This is a genomic window from Streptomyces sp. NPDC088812 (assembly GCF_044750285.1).
Classification (GTDB): Bacteria; Actinomycetota; Actinomycetes; order Streptomycetales; family Streptomycetaceae; genus Streptomyces.
This window is the reverse complement of the sequence record NZ_JBIVJP010000014.1, coordinates 139,759-162,682: the sequence shown is the minus strand read 5'-3', so window position 1 is coordinate 162,682 and position 22,924 is coordinate 139,759. Positions and strand designations below refer to the sequence as shown.

The window sequence follows — 22,924 nt, the reverse complement described above, 5'->3', positions numbered from 1 at the left end:
GTCCCGGATCTGTCGGTCCCGGATCTGTCGGTCCCGGATCTGTCGGTCCCGGATCTGTCGGTCCCGGATCTGTCGGTCCCGGATCTGTCGGTCCCGGATCTGTCGGTCCCGGATCTGTCGGTCCCGGATCTGTCGGTCCCGGACCTGTCGGTCCCGGACCTGCCGTGCGCGGACCCGCCGTGCCCGGACCCGCCTGGTTCGGACCGGCCCGGTTCGGTGCCGTCGTCGTGGTGTGGATGGTGCTCGTGGTGCTCGCGCCCAGTTTCTCCTGGTGCGCGGTGCCGCTCTTCTACACGGGCCTGCGCACCCTGCCGACCCGTGCGGCCCTCGCCCTGGTGACCGTCCTGACGGCGTTCGTCGTCGCCGCGCAGCTCCGGCTCGCCGGGACCTTCGACCCCAACCTGCTGCTCGCGCCCCCCGCCGTCGCCGCCATCGCCACGACCGTGTTCCTGCGGACCGAGCGGCAGGCCGCCCGGCAGCGCGCCCTGATCGACGACCTGATCCGCACCCGCCGCGAACTCGCCGCGTCGGAGCGCCGCACGGGCACCCTCGCCGAACGCCAGCGGCTGTCCATGGAGATCCACGACACCCTCGCGCAGGGCCTGTCCAGCCAGCGCATGCTGCTCCAGGCGGCGGACCGGGTGTGGGAGTCCGACCCGGACAAGGCGCGGGCCCACGTCCGGTCCGCCGCGTCCGTCGCGGAGCACCATCTCGCCGAGGCCCGGCGTTTCGTGCACGATCTCGCCCCCGCCGACCTCGCCCGTGGCGGCGGTCTCGACGTCGCGCTGCGCGCCCTGGCAGAGCGGGAGTCCGGCGACCACCTCACCGTACGTGTCCACGTCGACGCCGGCGGCCGGCCCCCGCGGCTGCCGGACCGCGTCCAGTCGGCCCTGCTGCGCATCGCCCAGGGAGCCCTGGCCAACGTCCGGGAGCACGCGGACGCGTCCACCGCCGCGCTCACCCTCACCCTCCTGGACGACCAGGTGGTCCTGGACGTCACCGACGACGGACACGGCTTCGACCCGGCCGCGCCGCCCGCCTCCCCGGCCGGGGAGCGCGGTCACGGCCTGCCCGCGATGCGTGCCCGGCTGGGACAGCTCGGTGGCACCCTGACCGTCGAGTCGGCGCGGGGCGAGGGCACCGTCCTGTCCGCCGCCGTCCCCCTGGAGACAACCCGATGACCGACCCCGCGGCACCGTCCGCCGTCCGGCCCCCCGTGCGCATCCTGGTCTGCGACGACCACGTGGTCGTCCGGGCCGGGCTGCTCGCCCTGCTCGACAGCGCCCCCGGCATCGAGGTGGTCGGCGAGGCGGGGACCGGCGAGGAGGCGCTCGCCCTCGCCGCCAGGCTGACGCCGGACGTCGTGCTGATGGACCTGCAACTGGGCGCGGGCATCGACGGGGCGGAGACCACCCGCCGCCTCACGACCGCCCCCGGGCCCCGCCCGCACGTCCTCGTGCTGACCACCTACGACACCGACGCCGACATCACCCGTGCCATCGAGGCGGGCGCGACCGGCTATCTGCTGAAGGCCGAACGCCCCGAGGAACTCTTCGCCGCGATCCACGCCGCCGCCCAGGGCCGTACGGCACTCTCCGCGCCGGTCGCCGGCCGGGTCATGGCCAACCTGCGCAGCCCGCGCCCCTCCCTCACGGACCGCGAACGCGACATCCTGGCCCAGCTCGCCCTCGGCCTCGGCAACCGGGAGATCGCCCGGGCCCTGTTCATCAGCGAGGCCACGGTCAAGACGCATCTGCGCCGGATCTACGACAAGCTCGGCGTGGACACCCGCGCGGGCGCCGTCGCGGTCGCGAAGGAACAGCGCCTGCTGCCGTGACACCCCCGCACGCCCCGCCTGCCCGGCCGGCGCTTTATCCGGCCGGTGGCGCTCCCGAATTCTTGCGGATTCGGTGACGGCTTCATGGATTTCCGTGCGTCGAATATGTGAAGGAGGTGCAGGAGGGGCCCGCTCCGAAATCCGAAATCCCCTTATGTCGACGGGGACTTGATCGGATGAACTCCTGTGCAGTAATCAAATGCATTATGAATCTGTTCAGTCGCGGTACGTCGTTCCGCCGCCCCGCACTCCCGGACGCGCCCGAACCCGGCCACGGCGCTTCCGGCTCCGCCACCGCCGTGCTTCCGGACCCCGCCCTGGCGGAACTCACCGGGGACTGGGTCATCGACCCCGCGCACAGCAGGATCGGGTTCTCCGTCCGGCACGCCATGGTGACCACGGTCCGCGGGGCGTTCACCGAGTACGAGAGCCGCCTCTGGTTCGACGGCCGGGACCCGGCCCGGTCACGGGCGGAGATCGTGCTGTCGACCGCCAGCGTCGACACCGGCGTGGAACAGCGCGACGCCCATCTGGTGGGCCGCGACTTCCTCGACGCCGCGGCCTACCCGCACATGCGGTTCACCAGTACCGCCGTGGAACTCGGCGGCACCGACGTCTACCGCATGACCGGTGACCTCACCATCAAAAGAGTCACCCGGCCCGTCGTCCTGGAGCTCACCTACATCGGCCACGTCACCGACCCGTTCGGCTACCAGCGGGCCGGGTTCGACGGCACCACCACCATCGACCGCTGTGCCTGGGGCCTGTCGTACAACTCGCGGCTGGCCGAAGGCGGGGCGATGGTGAGCGAGAAGGTACGCCTCCAGTTCGACATCGCCGCCATCCGTACCGCCCCGCCGGCCGGCTGACGTCGGGGGAGCCGACGTCAGGGTGTGCGGGACGGCCGCCCGCCGACCAGCCTCGCGCCCCCGCCCCCCGGCGTGGCACGCCGGGGCACGTGTGCGCGCACGGTGTACTGAGGGCCGGCCGCGACGCAGGGAGGCAGACGTGACGGTGAGCCGGCTCGGCCTGGTCGTGCACGGCGGGCGCCCGGAAGCCGTGGCGGCCGCCCGCACCGTTCGCGCGTGGTGCGCGGAACACGCCGTGCCCTGCGCGGACATCGACGTGTGGCAGGACCACGAACGGCGCAGCGCGGGTGAGGAGATCGACGCCGCCGGCGATCCCGACCTCGTCGTCACCCTGGGAGGCGACGGCACCTTCCTGCGCGGCGCCCGGCTGGCCGCCGAGCACGACGCCCTCGTCCTCGGCGTCGACCTGGGGCGCGTGGGCTTCCTGACGGAGGTGCCCGTCGCCGACGTCCGCACCGCCCTGGACGCCGTGCGGGAGGACCGGCTCACGGTGGAGCACCGCATGCTGCTCACCCTGCGCGCCTCGCGTCGGCTGGAGGTGCCGGCCGGGATGGAGGCGCTGCTGCGGTACGGGCGCGGGCCGCTGCTGCCGCCTCCCCGGGTACGCCCCGACTGCGAGGTCGACGACGAGTGGGGCATCCCGCTGAACGTCTTCGCGCTGAACGACATCGTGCTGGAGAAGCTGTCGAGGGACCGTCAGGTGTCGGTCGGCGTCTACGTCTCCGGCCGGCTCCTGGCGTCCTACTCCGCCGACGCCCTGCTCGTGGCGACGCCCACGGGCTCGACCGCCTACAGCTTCGCCGCCGGAGGCCCCGTCGTCTCGCCGCGCGCCGACGCGCTGGTCTTCACTCCGGTCGCCCCGCACATGACCTTCGACCGCTCGGTCGTGACGGCCCCGGACGAGCCCGTCGGGCTGCGCGTGCTCGAACGGTCGGGCCAGGCCGCCGTGAGCGTCGACGGTCAACTGCGCGGTGTGCTCGACCCGGGGGACTGGATCGGTGTGTACGCGGCCCCGCGCCGGCTGCGGGCGGCCCGCCTGGGACGCATGGACTTCTACGGCCGGCTGCGCGAGCGGATGAGGCTGACCGACGCCCCGGCCGCGGTCGCCGACGGGGCCGCGGCGCCCCTGTGGTCGGTCACCACCCCGCCGCCGGGGGACATGGCCCACCTCGCGCTGCCCACGGACCCGGACGACCCGGCCCCGGCGCCGTAGCCGCCCCCGGCGCCATAGCCGGGCCCGGCGACGCCACCGGCGCCACCGGCGCATCAGGGCCCCATCGCGCTCGCCGAACCACTGGGCTCGCTCACGAGGGGCCTGGGGCGGCCCCGGGCCGGGGCACCCTCGGAGCAGCCGGTGCGGACGACGCCCGGCCGGCGGGGGGAGAACGGACGTGACAGCTCCTGCTGACGCCGGCGGCCCGGCCGCGCCGAGCCGGGCCCCGGCCGCGTCGTCCGCCCGCCACCGCGCTCCCGCGGCGTGCGAGGGCCCGTCAGGCGTCGGGCGGTACGGACGTGAACTCCCGCTCCAGGTGGCCGGTGTCCAGCCGCAGCCGCCACAGGTTGCGACGGCGTGCCCTCACCAGCGCGGCCTGGAGCGGGGAGGGCGGCACCGCGAGGACGGGGCAGGCGGCGTGGGCCAGGCAGTACCGGCCGACCGACGGCCACAGCGCCCGGCCCAGCGGGCCGCGCCGGCCGGCTCCCACGACGAGCAGGTCGTCCTCACGGCCCGCGATCCCCACCAGCGCACGGCCCGGCGCGCCCCGGGCGACGCGGGCCCGGACGGGCAGGTCGGCGCCGCTGTCGCCGAACACGTCACGCAGCGCGGACAGCAGGGTCCGCCGTGCCAGCCGCTCGTGGTCCTCGCCCGCGACGGACGCGTCCGGGAGCCGGTGCGCGGCGAGGTGTCCGCCGGGCGGCTCCCAGGCGAGCACGGGCCACAGCTCCGCCCGCCGGTGCCGGGCCTCGGCGGCGGCCCGGCGCAGCGCCGTGAGGCTTCCGGGCGAACCGCTGACCCCGACGACGACACGCGTGACCGGGCGCCCGTCGGACACGGACATCGCCTCCCCGTTCTCCCGGCGCCGGCGGACGGGCCCTCCCGTTCGCCGTGCGTCACCGCGACCTCTTCCACCCCCGCTCCTGCCCCGGATCCCCGCGGACTTGCCACCCCGGCCGCACGGTCGTCGGCGGCAGCGGGCCCGTGGGGACGCGGTGTCAGGCCCGCGTCCCCACGGGCGGTCTCGGGTGCCGGGGGGTGTCCGTCCGGATCGGGTGCCGGGGGGCCGGCCGGATCGGCGGGTGCCAGGGGTGCTCCGGACGCGCCGTCCTAGGTGGTCGAGGTGACGCGGGTGACCGCCAGCAGGGTCAGGTCGCGGCTCTGGGGGGCCGTGTCCAGGGAGCGGTGCAGCGCGAGGCCCTCGATCAGGGCGTCGAGCTGCCGGGCGGTGTCGGCGTCGAAGTGCCGTTCCAGGAGCCGGCGGCTGCGGTGCATCCAGTTCTGGGTGAGCTCGCGGTACTCCGGACGCCGGGCGGCGAGGGTGTACAGCTCGTGGGCGAGGACCAGGTCGCGGCGGGAGCCCTCGGACAGGGCGTGGACGAGGTCGGTGACGGCTTCCCGGGCCTCGGCGGGGGTGCGGGCCGGGCTCAGATGGTGCTCGAAGACGGTGACGATGCCGTCGGCGAAGCGGCTGAACGCCTCGTGCAGCAGGTCGTCGATGCCGCTGAAGTGGTAGGTCATCGACCCGAGGGGGACGCCGGCCCGGCCCGCGATCCTGCGGTGGGAGACGCCGGCGACCCCCTCGTCGGCGATGTGGTCGAGGGTGGCGGCGAGGATGCGCTCCCGCCGCTGCGGGTCGGTGTGTCCGGTGGCCATGGGCGGGCGCCGGTCAGATGTCCCGGACGGGACGGGCCGGGTTGCCGACGGCGACGACGTTCGCGGGGACGTCCCGGGTGACGACCGCGCCGGCGCCGATGACGGAGTTGTCGCCGATCGTCACGCCCGGGCAGACGATGACGCCACCGCCGAGCCAGACGTTGTCGCCGATGGTGATCGGCAGGGCGGCTTCCAGCTTGTCCCGGCGCGGGCCGGGCTCCACGGGGTGGGTGGGGGTGAGGAGCTGGACGTTGGGGCCGATCTGGCAGTCCTCGCCGATGGTGATCGCCGCGACGTCCAGGGCGGTCAGGTTGTAGTTGACGAAGGTGCGGGCTCCGATGGTGATGTTGCTGCCGTAGTCGACGTGGAGCGGCGGGCGCAGCTCGACGCCGTCGCCGACGGAGGCGAGCAGTTCGGCCAGGAGCGGCCGCGCCGCGGCGGCGTCCTCGGTGTAGGCGGCCTGGTAGCGGGCGGCGAGCCGCATCGCGCGCTGCTGGCGCCGGGCGATCTCGGGGTCGTCGGCGATGTAGAGGTCGCCCGCCAGCATGCGTTCGAGGTGGGTGCGCGGGTCACCCGCGAAGTGGTCCGTCGGCATGCGTACGATCGTACACTCAGGTACGTACGGTCGTACACTCCGGTGCCGCACACGACGGGCCGTCCTGTGAACGCCGGGCGGCCGGCCCCCGTCACGGGAGCCGGCCATCCCCTCGCCCTGTCCGTGCCCTCAGGCGAGCGTGACCTCGACGGGCAGTTTCTTGATGCCGTTGACGAAGTTGGACCTCACGCGCGGGACGTCTCCCGCGAGCCTGATGTCCGCGAGGCGCGGGATCAGCTCCTCGAACATGATGCGGATCTCGGTGCGGGCCAGCAGGTTGCCCAGGCACAGGTGCGGGCTGCCCTTGCCGAAGGTGACGTGGTCGTTGTCGCGGCGGGCGACGTCGAAGTCGTAGGGGTTGCCGAAGACCTGCTCGTCGCGGTTGCCGGAGGCGAACCACATGACGACCTTGTCGCCCTCCTTGACCCGCTTGCCGCCGAGCTCGACGTCCCGGGTGGCGGTGCGGCGGAAGTGGTAGACGGGGGAGGCCCAGCGCAGGAACTCCTCCACCGCCGTCGGGATGAGGGAGGGGTCCTCCTGGAGCCGGGCGAGCTGCTCGGGGTGCTGGAGGAGGGCCAGCATCGAGTGGGTGATGGTGTGCCGGGTGGTCTCGTTGCCGGCGACGACCAGGAGCAGGAAGTAGTTGTCGAAGTCCTGGGGGGAGAGGGGGACGCCGTCGCGCGGGGTCTCGTTGACGAGCCGGGAGATCAGGTCGGTGCCGCTGCCGCCGCGCCGCTGCCGGGCCAGTTCCCGGCCGTACTCGAAGACCTCCAGGGAGGCGGGGGAGCGGAAGGGCAGGTCGCGGTACTTCTCGCTCTCCTCGCTGTGCAGGAGGACGTCGGCGTAGTCGGGGTCGGTGTTGCCGATGATGCGGTTGCCCCAGTCGATGAGCTGCTGGTTGTCCTCCGGCGGCACGTCCAGGAGGCGGGCGAGGACGTTGATGGGGAAGTCCGCGGAGATTTCGCCGACGAAGTCGAAGGTGCCCTTGGCGAGGGCCGCGTCCAGGGTGGTGGCGGTCAGGCCGCGCAGGAAGTCGGCGTAGCTGTTGATCACGCTCGCGCCGAACTGGCGCTGGAGCAGGCTGCGCAGGGCGCGGTGGCGGACGCCGTCCAGTTCCAGGATGGAGGCGCGCTTCTTGATCTGGTCGTCGTCCACCTCCTCCAGGTTGACGAACCGGGTGGACGTGAAGGTCTCGGCGTCGCGGTCGACGCGGGCGATGTCGGCGTGCCGGGTGACGGCCCAGAAGCCGGAGTTCGGGGCCTCCTCGGGCTGCCAGTGGACGGCGTCCTCGTGGCGCAGGGTGTGGAACATGCGCCAGGGCGTGACGCCGTCGGCGAAGTTGTCGAGGTCGGCGAGGTTCACCTGCTCGAGCGGCAGGGGCTCGGCGAGACGGGCGCGCAGTTCGGCGCCCGTGGTGGGGACGGCGGGGGCGGTGGGGCTGGTCATGGTGGTTCTCCTGGGCGGGGGCGGCGAGGGCGGGGCCCGGCGGCGGGCCGGGGGGCTTCCGGCTGATCTCCGGAAGCGTCCTAGAGGTGGTAGGCGTACTCGGTGAACTCCCAGTCGGTGACGTGCCGGTGGAAGCGCGCGACCTCGTCGCGCTTGTACGAGAGGTAGGAGGCGGTGAAGTCCTTGCCGAGCACCTCGGTCAGCGCGGTGTCCGCCTCCAGGGTGTCCAGCGCCGCGGGCAGCGTCGTCGGCAGGACGGCGGCCTTGGTGGTGTCGTAGCCGTAGCCCTCCAGCGGGGCGGGGGGCTCCTCGCCGGCCAGGACGCCCAGGAGGGCCGCCGCGATCGTGCCCGCGATCAGCAGGTAGGGGTTGGCGCTCGCGTCGCCCAGACGCAGTTCGAGGCGGGAGCCGGAGCCGCGCTCGGGCGGGATGCGGACCATGGCGCTGCGGTTGTCCAGGCCCCAGTCGATCAGCCAGGGTGCGAGGGTGTCGGGGCCGAAGCGTTTGTAGGAGTTGACCGTGGGGTTGGCCAGCGCGGCGAGCGCGGGGGCGTGGGCGAGGACGCCGGCCACCGCGTGGCGGGCGGTGGCGGACAGGCCGTAGGGGGCGGACACGTCGTCGAAGGCGTTGTCGCCCCGGTCGTCCACGCAGGACAGGTGGAGGTGGAAGCCGGAGCCGCCCGCGCCGTTGAACGGCTTGGCCATGAAGGTCGCGAGACGGCCCTCCTTGCGGGCCAGTTCCTTGACCGCGGCCTTGAAGCGGAAGGCGCGGTCCGCGGCCCCGACGGCGTCCGAATGGGTCAGGTTGATCTCGAACTGGGAGCCGTCGAACTCGTGGTTGCCGCTGGTGACGCCGATGTCCAGGTCGCGCAGCAGGCGCAGGGTGCGCAGCAGGTGGTTGTCGCCGTCCGCGCGCAGGCCCGCGGTGTAGACGACGCCCTCGGCGTCGCTGTAGCGGCGCCAGCCCGCGGGGGTGTCCGGGGCGGCGTCGCACAGGAAGTACTCCAGCTCCGGGCCCACCACCGGGTGCAGCCCGTGCTCGGTACACCGGTCGATCACGGCGCGCAGCAGGTCACGGGGGGACTCCGGCGCGGGCAGCCCGGTGGCCGGGTCGGTGACCTCGCCCAGACAGGTGGCGACGCCGGGCTCCCACGGCAGGGCGGTCAGGGTGTCCAGGTCGGGGCGCACGCAGATGTCGGGCAGACCGGCGTCCAGGCCTCCGCTCACCGGTACGACGTCGCCCTGGGGGCTGGTGTGGTAGACGGCGCGGCAGAAGGCGAGGCCGTGGTCGCAGGCCGAGGGCAGGTGGTCCAGCAGGACGTCCCGGGCCCGTTCGGTGCCGATCAGGTCGGGATAGGTCACCCGGACCACGTCGATGCCCTCGGCGGCCAGCTGCTCCATGTGGCGGTGGACGGACGGGATGTCGGATGCGCTCACCGGTGTCTCCTCCAGTGAAAGGGGGCGCCTCCCGGAGCGCTGGGCGCTGGGGGAGCGGAAAGGGGGCGCGGCTCTCGGACTGCGGGGAAGTACGCAGGACGCCGCTTGTTTGGTGCCAAACGGTATGGACGCCTTCACCTTCCCGCAAGGGGTCTGTCGCAGAAATTTATCCATCCGGATAGCTATTGACCAGACCTCCGCCGCTTCCTATGTTGTTTGAAGCCAAACGAGTTGGGGTCGGCTTCGGCCCACCCCTTTGGCCGGGGCCCGGACCCCCAGCGGTCCGGGCCCTTCTCCCCCTCGCCCCGACGCCCCCCTCAGCACCAGGAGGACCGGCCATGAAGGTCGTCGTCGACATGAACAAGTGCCAGGACCACGGTCAGTGCGTCTTCGCCGCACCCGACGTCTTCAGCTTCGACGACGCCGGACACCTGGCCTACGTCCCCGACCCCGACGAGGCGCTGCGCGACGAGGTCGAGGAGGCCGCCGACGTCTGCCCCCTCCAGGCCATCCGGATCGAGGACTGAACCGATGACCACCTCCGTCGTCGTGGCCGGCGCCTCCATGGCCGGCCTGCGCGCCGCCGAGCAGCTGCGCGCCGCCGGCTGGGACGGGCCGATCACCCTCGTCGGCGACGAGCCCCACATGCCCTACAACAGGCCCCCGCTGTCCAAGGAGGTCCTGGCCGGGAAGGCTCCGTTCGAGTCCCTCGCCTTCCGGCCCCGCGCCAGCGTCGCGGACGTGCGGTGGCGCCTGGGCACCAGGGTCGTCGCCGCCGACCTCGACCGGCGCGTCGTCGAACTCGACGACGGCGAGGTCCTGCCCTACGGCGGCCTGGTCGTGGCCACCGGCATGCGGCCCCGTCGGCTGCGCTGCCCCGGCCCCCGCACCGGCCGGCACACGGTCCGCACCCTGGCCGACGCCCAGGGGCTGCGGGAGGCGCTGACCCGGCCCGGCGCGCGCGTGGTCGTGGTCGGGGCCGGGTTCATCGGCTGCGAGGTGGCCGCCACCGCCGTGGCCCTGGGCGCCGCCGAGGTCACCGTGGTCGACCCGCTGCCGCTGCCCATGGCCGGCCCGCTGGGCGACCTGCTCGCCCGGGCGCTGCTCGACCGCCACGAGCAGCGGGGCGTCCGCTTCGCCCTCGGCACCGGGGTCACCGGCTTCGAGGGCGACGACCGGGTCACCGGCGTGGTCCTGGCCGACGGCACGGTGCTCGCCGCCGACGTGGTCGTGGAGTCGGTCGGCTCCGTCGCCAACACCGAGTGGCTCGACGGCAACGGCCTGGACCTGACCGACGGCGTGCTCACGGACGAGCACCTGCGGGCCGGCGGCCGCCCCGACGTCATCGCCGTCGGCGACGTCGCCCGCTTCCCCAACGCCCGCTACGACGGCGTCCCGCGCCGCGTCGAGCACTGGTCGATCCCCACGGACACCGCCAAGCACGCCGCCAAGGTGCTCGCCGCCCACCTCACCGGCGCCGACGCCGGCCTCCCGCCGTTCGCACCGCTGCCCACCTTCTGGAGCGACCAGCACGACTTCCGGCTCCAGTCCTTCGGCGCCCCCGCCCTCGGCAAGGAGGACGTGCGCGTCCTGGACGGCGACCTCGACGGCGACGTCCTGGTCGGCTACCACACCGGCGGCCGCCTGGTCGGCGTCGTCGCCCTCGGCGGGCAGGCCGCCGCGGCCGCCGCCGCCCGCCACCGCGCCGCCCTCCTCCAGCAGCCCGCCCTCACCGCGTAAGGAAACCCCCAGTGACCAGTGTCCGTGGATACTTCCACCCCAAGACGGCGACGGGTGCCTCGTCGCTGATCCCCTCGCCGCCCTGGCGCTACTCCGGCGACCTGCTCACCGTCGAGTACCGCACCGACCCGGCCCGGGTGCGCGAACTGCTGCCCGAGCCGCTGGAGCTCGCCGACGAGGACCCCGGCGCGGTCGCGCTGATCTGGGCCGACTGGCAGTCCTGCTCGGCTGACGGCCGGGAGTTGCTGGACCCGGTGCTCGCCCAGTACAAGGAGGCCTTCGCGGTCGTCCGCTGCCAGTACAAGGGGCAGACCTACACGCGCTGCGTCTACATCTGGGTCGACAAGGACTTCGCGATCGCCCGCGGACTGCACCAGGGCTACCCGAAGAAGCTCGGCTCCATCCACCAGACCCGCCCCCACCCCTACGGGCCCGCCCCGCGCATCGAGGCCGGCGCCCGCTTCGGCGCCACCCTCGCGGCCGCCGACCGCCGCCTCGCCCAGACGGTCGTCACCCTGCGCGAGCCCTCCGACACCAACGGCTTCGTCAACGGCCACCCCATGGCCCACCACCGCTGGCTGCCGTCCATCGAGAAGGGCAAGGGCCTCGCGCTCGACGAGCTGATCGAGTCCGGCGCCGCCTCCTTCGAGGGCGGGCAGGCCTGGGTCGGCGACGCCGAGCTGGAGCTGTTCGAGGCGCCCACCGAGGAGCTGGCCCGGCTGGAGATCCGCGAGCCGATCGCCGCGTACTACCGGCAGGTCGGCGTGGTGTGGGACGGCGGCCGGCTGCTGGAGTCCGGCACGTCCGGCGCCGAGTGAACCCGCCCCCACGACCCCCAGGAGCCCCGAGACCATGAGCGAGCACCTCATCACCGTGGCCGGCGTCGCCGTCGACACCCGCCACTACATCGGCGGCGAACGCGTCGCCTCCACCGACACCTTCACCGACGTCTCCCCGATCGACGGCAGCGCCCTCGGCGAGATCGCCCGCGGCACCGCCATGGAGGCCGCGGCCGCCGTCGCCGCCGCCAAGGCAGCCTTCCCCGGCTGGGCCGCCACCCCGCGCGCCGAGCGCGCCCGCATCCTGCACGCCGTCGCCGACGGGGTGGAGAAGCGCATCGAGGAACTCGCCGTCGTCGAGACCAACGACAACGGCGCCCTGCTGCGCTCCCACCGCCGCGGCGTCATGCCGCGGGTCGCGCACAACTTCCGCTTCTTCGCCGACTGGCTGCTGACGCTGGACCACGAGGACTTCGACACCCGCGGCCACACCAACCACGTCACCTGGGACCCGGCCGGCCCGTGCGTGCTGATCACCCCGTGGAACGCGCCGCTGATGCTGTCCTCCTGGAAGATCGCCCCGGCCCTCGCCGCCGGCGACACGGTGGTCCTCAAGCCCGCCGAGTGGACCCCGCTGACCGCCTCGCTGCTCGCCGACATCGCCGCCGAGGCCGGACTCCCGGCCGGCGTGCTGAACGTCGTGCAGGGATACGGCTCCGAGATCGGCGACGCGCTGACCTCGCACCCGGACGTGCGCCGCATCAGCTTCACCGGGTCCGTGCCGACCGCCAAGCACATCTCCGCCTCGGCCGCCCCCCACCTGACCCCCCTCAGCCTGGAGCTGGGCGGCAAGTCCCCGCTGCTGGTCTTCGCCGACGCCGACCTCGACCTCGCCGTCGACCTCGCGGTGGAGCAGTACGACAACGCCGGCCAGGTCTGCCTCGCGGCGACCCGCATCCTCGTCGAGGAGCCGGTCGCCGAGGAGTTCACCCGCCGCTTCACCGAGAAGGCGGCTCGGCTGCGGCAGGGCGACCCGCGCGACGAGGCCACCGACATCGGCCCGAACATCCACCCCCGCCAGCTGGAGAAGATCGACGGGTTCGTGCAGCGGGCGATCGCCGCCGGCGCCCGCGCGGTCATCGGCGGCCACCGGGGAGAGGGCCAGTACTACGCGCCGACCCTCCTCACCGACGTGGCCCAGGACTCGGAGATCGTGCAGGAGGAGGTCTTCGGCCCCGTCCTGACCCTCCAGACCTTCACCACCGAGGACGAGGCCGTACGCCTGGCCAACGACACCCGCTTCGGCCTGGCCGCCACCCTCGCCACCGGCGACCCCGAGCGCGCCGAACGCGTCAGCGCCCAGCTGGTGGCCGGCACCGTCTGGGTCAACTGCTTCTTCGTCCGCGACCTCCAGGCCCCCTTCGGCGGCTCCCGCCACTCGGGCGTCGGCCGCGAGGGCGGCACCTGGAGCTTCGACTTCTACTGCGACCTGAAGAACACCGTCACCGCACCGAAGGGATGGAAGGACCATGGGTGAGATCGTCGGGGCGGGCCTGCTCGCCCACGTCCCCACCATCGTGCTGCCCGAGGCCGACCGGCTGGAGCTGAACGAGGGCAAGGAGATCACCCTCGTCACGGGCCTGGAGCAGCTCCGCGAGGACGTCTTCGCACGCGACGACTACGACACCGTGGTCGTCCTCGACTCCCACTGGGCCACCACCGTCGAGTTCGTCGTCACCGCGCAGGACCGCAGGGCCGGCCTCTTCACCTCCGAGGAACTGCCGCGCGGCATGTGCCGGATGCCCTACGACTATCCGGGCGACCCCGAACTCGCCCACAACATCGCCTCGTTCGCCGACCAGCACGGCACCTGGATCACCCCGATCGACGACGCGTACCTGCCGGTCTACTACGCCACGATCAACCTGTGGAAGTTCCTCGGCGAGGGCCTCCCGGACAAGCGGTGGGTGACCATCGGCGTCTGCCAGACCGGCGACATGGAGGACCACCTGCGCCTCGGCCGCGCGCTCGCCGACGGCATCGCCGCCACCCCCGGCCGCCGCGTCCTGCTGATCGCCTCCGGCGCGCTCTCGCACACCTTCTGGCCGCTGCGCGAGCTGCGCGACCACGAGGCCAGCGACCCGGTCCACATCTTCACCCCCGAGGCACGCGCGGCCGACCACGAGCGGATCGCCTGGTTCAAGGAGGGCCGCCACGACAAGGTCCTCGACACGATGGACGCGTTCTGGAAGTACAAGCCCGAGGCGAAGTTCTTCCACTACCTGATGATGGCCGGCGCCCTCGGCGAGCAGGCGTGCACGGCGAAGGCCCGCCAGTACGGCGCGTACGAGAACTCCATCGGCACCGGCCAGGTCCACCTCTGGTTCGACCGCCCGGCCGACGGCTGGACCGGCACCGGCCGGCCCGCATCCGCCCCCACCGACCGCGCCTAGAAGGACACCCGACATGCCCGAGTACCGCCGCATCCTCCTCGACGGCGCAGCCGTCCAGGTCACCGTCGACGGTGACGAACTCGTCGCCGGCGACGGCCGCCGCGTCACGATCGACGACGCGCAGCACCTCCCCCCGGTGGTGCCGTCGAAGGTGATCGCCGTCCACCTCAACCACCGCAGCCGCGTCGACGAGTTCCGGATCGGACTGCCGGACACCCCGACGTACTTCCACAAGCCGACCTCCTCGCTCAACAGCCACAAGGGCGCGATCGTGCGCCCCGAGGGCTGCAAGTGGCTCAACTACGAGGGGGAGGTCGCCGTCGTCATCGGGAAGACCGCGCGGAACATCTCGCCGGCCGAGGCGGGCGAGTACATCGCCGGCTACACGGTCGCCAACGACTACGGCCTGCACGACTTCCGCGACACCGACGCCGGCTCCATGCTCCGCGTCAAGGGCTCCGACACGCTGTGTCCGCTGGGCCCCGGCCTGGTCACCGACTGGGACTTCCGGGCCAAGCGGCTGCGCACCTACGTCAACGGCGAGGTCGTCCAGGACGGTTCCACCGACGAGATGACGTGGGACATGCACTACCTCGTCGCCGACATCGCCCGCACCATCACCCTGTACCCCGGTGACGTCCTGCTGTCCGGCACCCCGGCCAACTCCCGGCCCGTCCAGCCGGGCGACGTCGTCGAGGTGGAGGTCGAGGGCCTCGGCAGGCTGACCAACCACGTGGTGACCGGCCCCACCGCCGTCCGGACCGACGTCGGCGCGCAGCCCACCGAGTCCGAGGAGGTGCTCTCCACCGCCCTCGGCGGCGACTGGGAGTTCCGTGGCATCAGGCCGCCGAAGCGCTGACCGGAGGCCCGCCGGTAGGGTCGACGCCATGACCGACCCCGTCGACCCCACCGGCGAGCACCGTCCCCGCAAGCGCGTGACGAACTACGGCACCGGGCGGGTCGCCCTGCTGGACGCGGCCGTGCGCGTGGTGGCCCGGGGCGGTCTGCGCCGGCTCACCTACCGGGCCGTCGCCCAGGAGGCCGGAGTCACCCACGGGCTCGTCGTGCACCACTTCGGTTCCCGTGACGCGCTGATCGAGGAGGCCGTCACCCACGCCATCCGCTCCTCGCTGAACAGCAGCGCGCTCGACATCGGCACCGGCCGGGCGGCCGACTTCGCCACCGGCCTCCCGGACATGGTCGAGTCCGGCCCCGAGCTCCAGGCCTTCCAGTACGAGCTGCTGCTGGAGGCCCGGCGCAGGCCGGAACTGCTGCCGCACCTGCGGAGTCTGTACGAGGAGTACTTCGAGGCCAGCCGGCGTGAGCTGTCCCGGCTGCTGCCCGAGCCGGTGGGCCGGGGCATGTCCCGGCTCGTCTTCGCCGCGCTGGAGGGGCTGGTCCTGCACCAGCTCGTCTTCGGCGAGCGCGAGGTCACCGAGGAGGCGCTGACGGAGCTGCGCGCCCTGCTGGAAGGGCTGGCCGAGGGCCCGTCCGGGAACTGATCCCGAGCTCCACGAGGTCGTCCGCCCGCCCGGCCCCGGTGCACGCGGCGGTGCCCCCGGCCCCGGTGCACGTGGCGGTGCCCCCGGCCCCGGTGCACGTGGCGGTGCCCCCGGTCGCGGTGCCGTGGCGGTGCCCCCGGTCGCGGTGCCGTGGCGGTGCCCCGGTCGCGGTGCCGTGGCGGTGCCCCGGTCGCGGTGCCGTGGCGGTGCCCGGTCGCGGTGCACGTGGCGGTGCCCCGGTCACGGCGGCGTAAGGATTCGCCGCACCGCGGGATTCCCTGCCCCCACCCCCTTGTCAAACGGATAGTTCCGCCCCACGATGAGGCAACTCGTTTGGCCTGAAACGACCTCTTCCCTTCTCTGGCAGGTGATCCGAGTGGACAGTCAGACGGTTTCCGCCCAGCGGACCGTGCGGGACGCCCCCACTGCAGCCACACTCAAACCCAACGCCCTGGGTGTCCTGGGCATCCTCTTCTTCGTGCTGTCCGGCCAGGCCCCGCTCACGGGAATCGCCGGCGCGGCCCCCCTCTCGGTCGCCCTCGGCAACGGAGCCGGCACCCCCGCCGCCTACGTGCTGGCCGGAGCCGTGATCCTGCTCTTCTCCGTCGGCTTCGTCGCCATGGGCCGGCACGTCGTGGACGCCGGCGCCTTCTACACGTACATCGGCACCGGCCTCGGCCGGACCGCCGGCGCGGGCAGCGCGAGCGTCGCCCTGTTCTCCTACTGCGTCATCCAGGCCTCGATGTACGGCCTGTACGGCTCGATCGTCGGCGCCCTCGTCGCCGACCACACCGCACTCGACCTGCCGTGGTGGGTGTACGCGCTGGTCACCATGGCCGTGGTGCAGGCGCTGGGTGCGGCCGGCATCGAGATGGGCGCCCGCGTCCTGGCCGTGTTCGTGCTCGCCGAGTTCAGCATCCTGCTGGTGTTCGGCCTGGTCACCCTGGTCACGGGCGGCGGGCCCGAGGGGCTCGGCGTGGCCGACAGCTTCTCCCCGTCCGCCGCCCTCCAGGGCGCACCGGGCGTCGCCGTGATGTTCGCCGTGGCGTCGATGTTCGGCTTCGAGGCCACCGCCATCTACGGCGAGGAGGCCAGGGAGCCGAAGAAGACGGTGCCGCGCGCCACCTACCTGTCGGTCGTGGTGGTCACCGGCTTCTTCGCCCTCACCTCCTGGATGCTGATCTCCTCCTACGGCGCCTCCAAGGCCCCCGCGGCCGCGGGGGCGGCGCTGACCGCCGGGGACTCCTCCGGCTTCGTCTTCGCCCCCATCGCCGACCTGTTCGGCGGCTGGGTCAACGACGTCCTGCCGGTCTTGCTGGCCACCTCCCTGTTCGCCGGCATCCTCACCTTCCACAACTCCGCCAACCGCTACCTGTTCTCCCTCGGCCGCGACGGACAGCTCCCCGCGGGCCTGTGCCGGCTCAACCGCCGGCACGCCCCGTGGATCGCGGGCTGCGTGCAGACCGTCATCGCCGCGGCCCTGGTCGTGCCCTTCGCGCTGGCCGGCAAGGACCCGGTGGTGCACCTCTTCTCCTGGTTCAGCGGCCTCGCCGTGCTCGCCATGATGCTGCTCTACCTGCTGACCTCGGTGTCGGTCATCGTGTTCTTCCGCCGCCGGCGCGTGGACGACCGGGTCTGGAACACGCTGGTCGCCCCGGTGCTCGGTGCTCTCGGCCTGGCCGGCGCCATCTGGCTCGTCCTGGCCAACTTCACCACCCTGATCGGCGGCGAGGCGAGCACGGCGCTGTGGCTCGTGCTCTCGGTGCCCGTCGTCATGGCGCTCGGCGTCGCCAACGAACGCGTCCGGCGCCGGCGCACCGAGCCCCCGACCGACTGATCCGCGCACCCGGCCGCCCGGACGCGCGCCCCCGACGCGCGCCCCGGGCGGACGGCCCCGCACCCCCTTCGTACTCATTCACGACCGTACTCATTCACGACGTGGTCTGGAGGACCGCATGACCGCTGCCACCCACGAGGAATGGCTCCGCCGGGCCAAGGCGCTGGAGCCGCTCCGCGCGCATCTGATCGACGGTGCCGAGGAGGCCGGTGGCGGCAGCACGTTCTCCGCGGTCTCGCCCCGCGACGGCCAGGTGCTGACCGAGGTCGCCGACGGCGGCGCCGCCGAGATCGACGCCGCCGTCGCCGCCGCGCGACGCGCCTTCGACCACGGCCCCTGGCCGAGGCTGGCCCCCGCCGACCGGGGCCGCGTCCTGGTGCGCCTGGCCGATCTCCTCGAGGAGCACCGCGCGGAACTGGCGCTCACCGTGAGCCTGGAGATGGGCAAGCCCGTCAGGGACGCCCACGACATCGAACTCCGCGCCCTCATCGGCACCTTCCGCTGGTACGGGCAGCTCGCCGACAAACTCACCGACGAGTCCCCGCACACCGCACCGGACGCGCTCGCCCTGGTCACCCGGGAGCCGGCCGGCGTCGTCGGCGCGGTCGTGCCCTGGAACTTCCCCCTGACGCTCGCCGGATGGAAGGTCGCCCCCGCACTGGCCGCCGGCTGCACGGTGGTCCTCAAACCCTCGGAGAACTCCCCGCTGTCGGCGCTCCTGCTGGGCCGGATCGCCCTGGAGGCCGGTCTGCCGCCGGGCGTGCTCAACGTCGTCAACGGCGACGGCCTCGTGGCCGGCCGCGCCCTCGGCCTGCACCCGGACGTCGACGTGCTGGCCTTCACCGGTTCCACCGCCGTGGGCCGCCACTTCCTGCGCTACTCCGCCGACTCCAACCTCAAGCGCGTCTGGCTGGAGCTGGGCGGCAAGTCCCCCAACATCGTCCTGCCCGACGCCCCCGACCTGGAGAAGGCCGCGGCCACCGCCGCCTGGGGCATCTTCTTCAACCAGGGCGAGATGTGCACCGCGCCCTCCCGGCTGCTGGTGCACTCCTCGATCGCCGAACAGGTCACCGAGGCCGTCGTCGCGCGGGCCCGCACCCTGCGCGTGGGCGATCCCCTCGACCCCGCCACCGAGATGGGCGCCCTGGTCGGCGAGAGCCATCTGGAGCGCGTCCTCGGCCACGTCCGGGGCGGCGGCGAGGACGGCGCCCGGCTGCGCACCGGCGGTGCGCGCACCCTGACCGGGACCGGCGGCGTCTACCTCGAACCGACCGTCTTCGACCGGGTGGCCCCGGACAGCCGGCTGGCGCGCGAGGAGATCTTCGGACCCGTGCTGTCCGTCCTCGCCTTCGACGACCTCGACGAGGCGGTCGCCCTCGCCAACGCCACCGAGTACGGCCTCGCGGCCGGACTGTGGACGTCCGACCTGTCCACCGCCCACCGGGTCTCCCGGGCCCTCAGGGCCGGCACGGTGTGGGTCAACTGCTACGAGGAGGGCGACCTGACCGTGCCCTTCGGCGGCATGAAGCAGTCCGGCAACGGACGCGACAAGTCCGCCCACGCCCTGGAGAAATACACCGAACTCAAGACCACCTGGATCCAGCTGTGACGCACCGCCCGCTGATCGCCGTGCCCGCCCGGTTCGCCGCCACCACCTCGGCCCTGCGGTACGCGGCGGAGGTCAACGCCCGCGCCCTGGTCGAGGCCGTCTGGCGGGCGGGCGGCGAGCCCGTCACCGTCCACCCGCACGCCCCGGGCGGCACCGCCGACCCGGACGAGGTCGCCGCCCGGCTCGCCCGCTTCGACGGCCTGCTGCTGCCCGGCGGCGGCGACCTCGCCCCCCACCGCTACGGCGCGGCCGACGCCCACGAGGCGGTCTACGACGTGGACGACGAGCAGGACGCGTTCGACCTGGAACTCGCCCGGCAGGCCCTCGCGGGCGGGCTGCCGCTGCTGGCCGTCTGCCGCGGCCTCCAGGTCGTCAACACCGTCCTCGGCGGCACGCTGCACCAGGACATGGGCGGCCCCGAGCGCGAGCACCGCCACGTCCGGCACCCCGTCGCCCTCGCTCCCGGTTCGGCGCTGAGCCGGATCACCGGCGCCGACAAGGCCGAGGCGTCCTGCTACCACCACCAGCACGTGGACCGCCTGGGGGAGGGGCTGGCGGTCACCGCCCGCGCCGCCGACGGGACCGTCGAGGCCGTCGAACTCACGGGCGGCGACGGCCGGTTCCTGGCCGTGCAGTGGCACCCGGAGGACACCGCGCACGAGGACCCGGTCCAGCAGCGGCTCTTCGACGCCCTGGTCCGTTCGGCGCGCGGGAGCCGCTGAGGGGAGCCGCTGAGGGGAGGGGAGCCTGCTGAGAGGAGGGCCGCTGAGAGGGGGGCCGCTGAGGGGGGGGCTCAGCCCCTGGCGCGCCGCCCGCTGCGGCGCGGCGCGGGTTCCACGCCGTTCAGCAGCGTCCGGCGCCGCTCCTCGCCCTCCTCCTCGACCTGGAGCACCACGCGCCGCAGCCCGTCGGCGAGACCGCGGCACTCCGCGTCGCTCAGCCGGGAGGTGACGAACGCCTCCTCCTCGTTGAACGCCGGGAACACCCGGCGCATGAACTCCTCGCCCTCCTCGGTGAGGGCGAGCAGCACCAGGCGTCCGTCGGTGGGATGGCCGGCCCGCCGCAGCAGACCGCGCGACTGGAGCGTGCGTGCCACCCCGGTCAGCGTGCCCTTGGAGATCCCCGCCTCCTCGGCGACGTGCCGGGTCTCGGACTCGCCCCACACCCACACCACCCACAGCACGACGAAGGCGGTCCAGGTCAGGTCCGAGCCGCGCAGTACGGAGTTCTCCAGGTGCTGGCGCACGGCGGACGCCGCCCGGTAGATGTTGGCCACGGCCGCCATCTGCTCCCGCCGGACGGGAATGCCGCCGAGCTTCGCCTCCGCGAGCTTCTCCGCCTCGCTGATGGACCGCTGGCTGGGCACGGGTGCTCCCTCGCGTCGTCATCGGACCGGGGCCCGGCGGCCCCGGTCGTTCGGTACCGAATTGTACGGGCGCGACAGCACCGACCATGCGACGAGAGGGACGAATGACTAGAGCGACCAGCGTCACGAATGACTAGAGCGACCAGCGTCACGAATGACTAGAGCGACTAGAGAGACGAGCGGCTAGAGCGACTACTGCGACTAGCGACAAGAGCGACTAGATGGCTTTGGGGGCGTTCGAGTGGTCTGCGGGGGATCGCGCAACCGACGGCCGTGCGAGGCGTTCTCTCCGTTCGGGACGAACGCCCGGAAGCTGGAGGTCATGATGCGGGAACGGCAGTACCCACCGACGGCCCTGACGGTGCCTCGGCTGGTCCTCGACCCCTACCGCTGCGGTGTCGACGTCGGTGCCGCGCCGGCCCGGACGGTGGAGTGGAGCGACGAGGACTGGCGGGTCCCGCCCCAGGGGCGGACCGGGCAGGACGACGACGCCGGGGCCGCCGGCGGCTTCTCCCGGCGGCTGCCCCCCGCGGACCGCCGACGGCTGGAGCTGCACGCCGCCCTCACCCGCGTCGGCGTCGCGCCCGCGCCGGAGGACCTGCACGCCATGGAGGCGCTGAGTGCTCTGGACGACACGACGAACGCCGCCGTCCGGCGCTGGATCGGCCCGCGCTGACCGGCCGTCCCGGCGGGGAGGCCCTGGGGCCCCGGGCCCTGCGCCGTCGTGTCCGCGAGGCGTGCCGGTAGCGTGTGCGGGAAGTGTCCGCCGGGGGAGGGAGCGCGTCATGGGGGACAGGAGCCGGGTGGTCCGGGCAGGCGCGCGGCCTGTCGGATCCGAGCGGATGGCCGCTGCGTCCGAGCGGATGGCCGCTGCGTCCGAGCGGATGGTCGCGGAGGCCCGGAAGGCGTTCTTCGTGATGTTCGCCTTCGTGGTCCTCGTCTGGCTGGTGCAGCTCGCCAACTTCGCCGACGACTACGGCCTGTCGCGGGAGTACGGCGTGGTCTCCGGCGACCTCGACACGCTGCCCCACATCCTCACCGCGCCCTTCCTGCACTGGAACTGGGCGCACATCGAGAGCAACTCCGGGCCGCTCTTCGTCTTCGGGTTCCTCGCCGCCTACCGAGGGGTGGCCCGCTTTCTCGCGCTGAGCCTGCTCGTCGCCGTGAGCAGCGGTCTGGCGGTCTGGCTCTTCGAGCGGGACGCGGCGAACACGGTCGGGGCCAGCGGTCTGATCTACGGCTTCTTCGGCTACGTCGTGGTGCGGGGCCTCGTCGACCGGCACCTGGTCGACTCACTGATCGGCGTCGTCATGGCGGCCTCGTTCGCCTATCTCCTCACCGTCGCCGTGCCCGGAACGCCGGGGGTGAGCTGGCTGGGGCATCTCGGAGGGCTGATCGGCGGCCTGGCCGGCGCATGGCTGCTGCGCGACCGTCGCCGGCGCGACGGCGCCCCACGGACCGGCCGCCCGGACGGCAGGGACGGATCGGCCGGCGACACCCGGCCCGAGGCCGGCGACACCCGGCCCGAGGAGTCCAAGTGGCTGCCGGCCCCGTCCGGCCACCCGCGCGCCGACCTGCACAAGGAACTCCGCGACCTCGGTCTGCTCTGACCCTGCGACCCCGCGCGGTTCCGCTGCATCCGGGAGGCCCGGCCGGCCGGAAGCAGGGTCGGGGGCTTCCGCCCTGTGACCCCCGAGCAGGGGCGGGAGCCCCGTCACTCCCGCCGTCCCCGCCACCCCCGCCGTCCCCGCCGTCCCTGCCACTCCGCCGTCCCGCCACCTCCGCCGTCCGGCCGTCCCCGCCGCCGCGTCAGCGTGCCGCACGCGGCTTCTGCGTCCGGCGGCGCGACACGGGCAGGGCGGCCCCGGCCCGGTCGCCGGTCGGCCCGGGGAAGCCCACCGTGCCCAGGCTGAGCAGCACATGCCGCTCGGCCACCTCCTCGGCGGTCAGCGGACCGTCGGTCCGGTACCAGTTGGCGACGCCCTGGCACATGATGAGCACCGCGCGGACCGCGTCGGCCGGGATCGGCGTGGTGAAGGTGCCCCGGGCGATGCCCTTCTCGACGGTGTCGAGCAGCATGTGCTCGAGGTAGTCGCGCAGCGCCACGTAACGGGCCCGGTTCTCGGGCTCCAGGCTGCGGATCTCGGTGTCCAGGAAGGCGAGCCCCTTGCGGTTCGCCATGTACAGCACGATCGACTCGACCATGCCGCAGAACCGGGGCAGCGGGTCGTCGCCGGCCTCGGCGGCCGCGGCCCGGCAGCGGTCCAGGACGTCCTTCATGGACGTCTCCAGCAGCGTCGCCAGGAGGGCCTGCTTGTTCTCGTAGTGGTAGTACAGGGCGGGCACCGTGACGCCGACCCGGCCGGCGATGTCACGGACCGACGTGCCGTGGTAGCCGTGCTCGTTGAACGCGGTCATGGCGTGCCACAGGATCGGATGGAGATCGAGCGGTCCGTACGAGCGCCAGTGGTGCGCGGGGGCTGCGGTGTCCTCGCTCGGTTCGGTGCTCGGTTCGGTGCTCAACGACTCTCCTTCTGGCCGGTCGGGCGGGTCGGACGCCGGCGGACATCATACGTCCGCGGAGGC

At 73.4% G+C, this 22,924-nt stretch carries 23 protein-coding genes; 16 read left to right on the top strand and 7 right to left on the bottom strand.

What is annotated here, in order from left to right; translation table 11 throughout:
• Window positions 1–179 precede the first annotated feature (179 nt).
• From ACIP67_RS24585 to ACIP67_RS24570, 4 genes are all read left to right on the top strand, one after another.
• Window positions 180–1,181 carry a sensor histidine kinase gene (locus ACIP67_RS24585; protein ID WP_401694590.1) on the top strand — a complete coding sequence of 334 codons (1,002 nt, stop codon included), beginning with the start codon at window positions 180–182 and terminating at the stop codon, window positions 1,179–1,181.
• Complete coding sequence (locus ACIP67_RS24580; RefSeq protein ID WP_401694589.1) at window positions 1,178–1,837, top strand: response regulator; 660 nt, start codon at window positions 1,178–1,180, stop codon at window positions 1,835–1,837. Before ACIP67_RS24585 ends, ACIP67_RS24580 begins: the two co-directional genes overlap by 4 nt.
• A gap of 206 nt (window positions 1,838–2,043) precedes the next feature.
• Window positions 2,044–2,706, top strand: a complete 663-nt coding sequence (locus tag ACIP67_RS24575; RefSeq protein ID WP_401694587.1) for a YceI family protein — start codon at window positions 2,044–2,046, stop codon at window positions 2,704–2,706.
• 139 nt (window positions 2,707–2,845) lie between these two features.
• Window positions 2,846–3,919, top strand: coding sequence for an NAD(+)/NADH kinase (locus ACIP67_RS24570; protein WP_401694584.1), 1,074 nt, complete (start codon window positions 2,846–2,848; stop codon window positions 3,917–3,919).
• A 277-nt stretch (window positions 3,920–4,196) separates the two neighbouring features.
• Here ACIP67_RS24570 and ACIP67_RS24565 read toward each other — a convergent pair whose 3' ends face one another.
• From ACIP67_RS24565 to ACIP67_RS24545, 5 genes are all read right to left on the bottom strand, one after another.
• Window positions 4,197–4,763, bottom strand: a complete 567-nt coding sequence (locus ACIP67_RS24565; protein ID WP_401694582.1) for a universal stress protein — start codon at window positions 4,761–4,763, stop codon at window positions 4,197–4,199.
• A gap of 266 nt (window positions 4,764–5,029) precedes the next feature.
• A complete protein-coding gene (locus tag ACIP67_RS24560; RefSeq protein WP_401694581.1) occupies window positions 5,030–5,575 on the bottom strand; it encodes a TetR/AcrR family transcriptional regulator in 546 nt (181 codons plus the stop codon).
• A 13-nt stretch (window positions 5,576–5,588) separates the two neighbouring features.
• Window positions 5,589–6,170 carry a sugar O-acetyltransferase gene (locus tag ACIP67_RS24555; RefSeq protein WP_401694580.1) on the bottom strand — a complete coding sequence of 194 codons (582 nt, stop codon included), beginning with the start codon at window positions 6,168–6,170 and terminating at the stop codon, window positions 5,589–5,591.
• Between the two features lie 129 nt (window positions 6,171–6,299).
• The gene (locus ACIP67_RS24550; protein WP_401694579.1) at window positions 6,300–7,616 is read right to left on the bottom strand and encodes a cytochrome P450; all 1,317 of its coding nucleotides are present in this window, start codon (window positions 7,614–7,616) and stop codon (window positions 6,300–6,302) included.
• 80 nt (window positions 7,617–7,696) lie between these two features.
• A complete protein-coding gene (locus ACIP67_RS24545; RefSeq protein ID WP_401694577.1) occupies window positions 7,697–9,052 on the bottom strand; it encodes a glutamine synthetase family protein in 1,356 nt (451 codons plus the stop codon).
• A 338-nt stretch (window positions 9,053–9,390) separates the two neighbouring features.
• Here ACIP67_RS24545 and ACIP67_RS24540 point away from each other — a divergent pair, with 338 nt between their 5' ends.
• The 10 genes from ACIP67_RS24540 (at window position 9,391) to ACIP67_RS24495 (ending at window position 19,694) form a co-directional block, all read left to right on the top strand.
• A complete protein-coding gene (locus tag ACIP67_RS24540; RefSeq protein ID WP_086728499.1) occupies window positions 9,391–9,579 on the top strand; it encodes a ferredoxin in 189 nt (62 codons plus the stop codon).
• Window positions 9,580–9,583: 4 nt separating this feature from the next.
• A complete protein-coding gene (locus tag ACIP67_RS24535; protein ID WP_401694576.1) occupies window positions 9,584–10,792 on the top strand; it encodes an NAD(P)/FAD-dependent oxidoreductase in 1,209 nt (402 codons plus the stop codon).
• 11 nt (window positions 10,793–10,803) lie between these two features.
• On the top strand, window positions 10,804–11,610 hold the full coding sequence (locus ACIP67_RS24530; protein WP_401694574.1) for an acetoacetate decarboxylase family protein: 807 nt from the start codon (window positions 10,804–10,806) through the stop codon (window positions 11,608–11,610).
• Between the two features lie 34 nt (window positions 11,611–11,644).
• Window positions 11,645–13,108: an aldehyde dehydrogenase gene (locus ACIP67_RS24525; RefSeq protein WP_401694573.1), complete on the top strand. Its 1,464-nt coding sequence runs from the start codon at window positions 11,645–11,647 to the stop codon at window positions 13,106–13,108.
• Window positions 13,101–14,024 (top strand): 3,4-dihydroxyphenylacetate 2,3-dioxygenase, encoded by a 924-nt coding sequence (locus tag ACIP67_RS24520; protein WP_401694572.1) that lies wholly within the window; start codon window positions 13,101–13,103, stop codon window positions 14,022–14,024. Before ACIP67_RS24525 ends, ACIP67_RS24520 begins: the two co-directional genes overlap by 8 nt.
• 13 nt (window positions 14,025–14,037) lie before the next feature.
• The gene (locus tag ACIP67_RS24515; RefSeq protein WP_401694571.1) at window positions 14,038–14,883 is read left to right on the top strand and encodes a fumarylacetoacetate hydrolase family protein; all 846 of its coding nucleotides are present in this window, start codon (window positions 14,038–14,040) and stop codon (window positions 14,881–14,883) included.
• Between the two features lie 28 nt (window positions 14,884–14,911).
• Window positions 14,912–15,526 carry a TetR/AcrR family transcriptional regulator gene (locus ACIP67_RS24510; protein WP_401694570.1) on the top strand — a complete coding sequence of 205 codons (615 nt, stop codon included), beginning with the start codon at window positions 14,912–14,914 and terminating at the stop codon, window positions 15,524–15,526.
• Between the two features lie 376 nt (window positions 15,527–15,902).
• The gene (locus tag ACIP67_RS24505) at window positions 15,903–17,363 is read left to right on the top strand and encodes an APC family permease (RefSeq protein WP_401694569.1); all 1,461 of its coding nucleotides are present in this window, start codon (window positions 15,903–15,905) and stop codon (window positions 17,361–17,363) included.
• A gap of 118 nt (window positions 17,364–17,481) precedes the next feature.
• Entirely contained in the window at window positions 17,482–18,972 is a 1,491-nt protein-coding gene (locus ACIP67_RS24500; protein ID WP_401694568.1) for an aldehyde dehydrogenase, read from the top strand.
• A complete protein-coding gene (locus ACIP67_RS24495) occupies window positions 18,969–19,694 on the top strand; it encodes a gamma-glutamyl-gamma-aminobutyrate hydrolase family protein (protein ID WP_401694567.1) in 726 nt (241 codons plus the stop codon). Before ACIP67_RS24500 ends, ACIP67_RS24495 begins: the two co-directional genes overlap by 4 nt.
• A gap of 71 nt (window positions 19,695–19,765) precedes the next feature.
• Here the strand turns inward: ACIP67_RS24495 and ACIP67_RS24490 are convergent, their stop codons facing one another.
• Window positions 19,766–20,338, bottom strand: coding sequence for a MarR family winged helix-turn-helix transcriptional regulator (locus ACIP67_RS24490; protein WP_401694565.1), 573 nt, complete (start codon window positions 20,336–20,338; stop codon window positions 19,766–19,768).
• Between the two features lie 322 nt (window positions 20,339–20,660).
• Between ACIP67_RS24490 and ACIP67_RS24485 the strand changes: the two genes are divergently transcribed.
• Together ACIP67_RS24485 and ACIP67_RS24480 are read left to right on the top strand one after the other, a co-directional pair.
• Window positions 20,661–21,014 (top strand): hypothetical protein, encoded by a 354-nt coding sequence (locus ACIP67_RS24485; protein ID WP_401694563.1) that lies wholly within the window; start codon window positions 20,661–20,663, stop codon window positions 21,012–21,014.
• Between the two features lie 166 nt (window positions 21,015–21,180).
• Complete coding sequence (locus ACIP67_RS24480) at window positions 21,181–21,948, top strand: rhomboid family intramembrane serine protease (RefSeq protein ID WP_401694561.1); 768 nt, start codon at window positions 21,181–21,183, stop codon at window positions 21,946–21,948.
• A gap of 199 nt (window positions 21,949–22,147) precedes the next feature.
• Here ACIP67_RS24480 and ACIP67_RS24475 read toward each other — a convergent pair whose 3' ends face one another.
• Window positions 22,148–22,861 carry a TetR/AcrR family transcriptional regulator gene (locus ACIP67_RS24475; RefSeq protein WP_401694559.1) on the bottom strand — a complete coding sequence of 238 codons (714 nt, stop codon included), beginning with the start codon at window positions 22,859–22,861 and terminating at the stop codon, window positions 22,148–22,150.
• Window positions 22,862–22,924 lie beyond the last annotated feature (63 nt).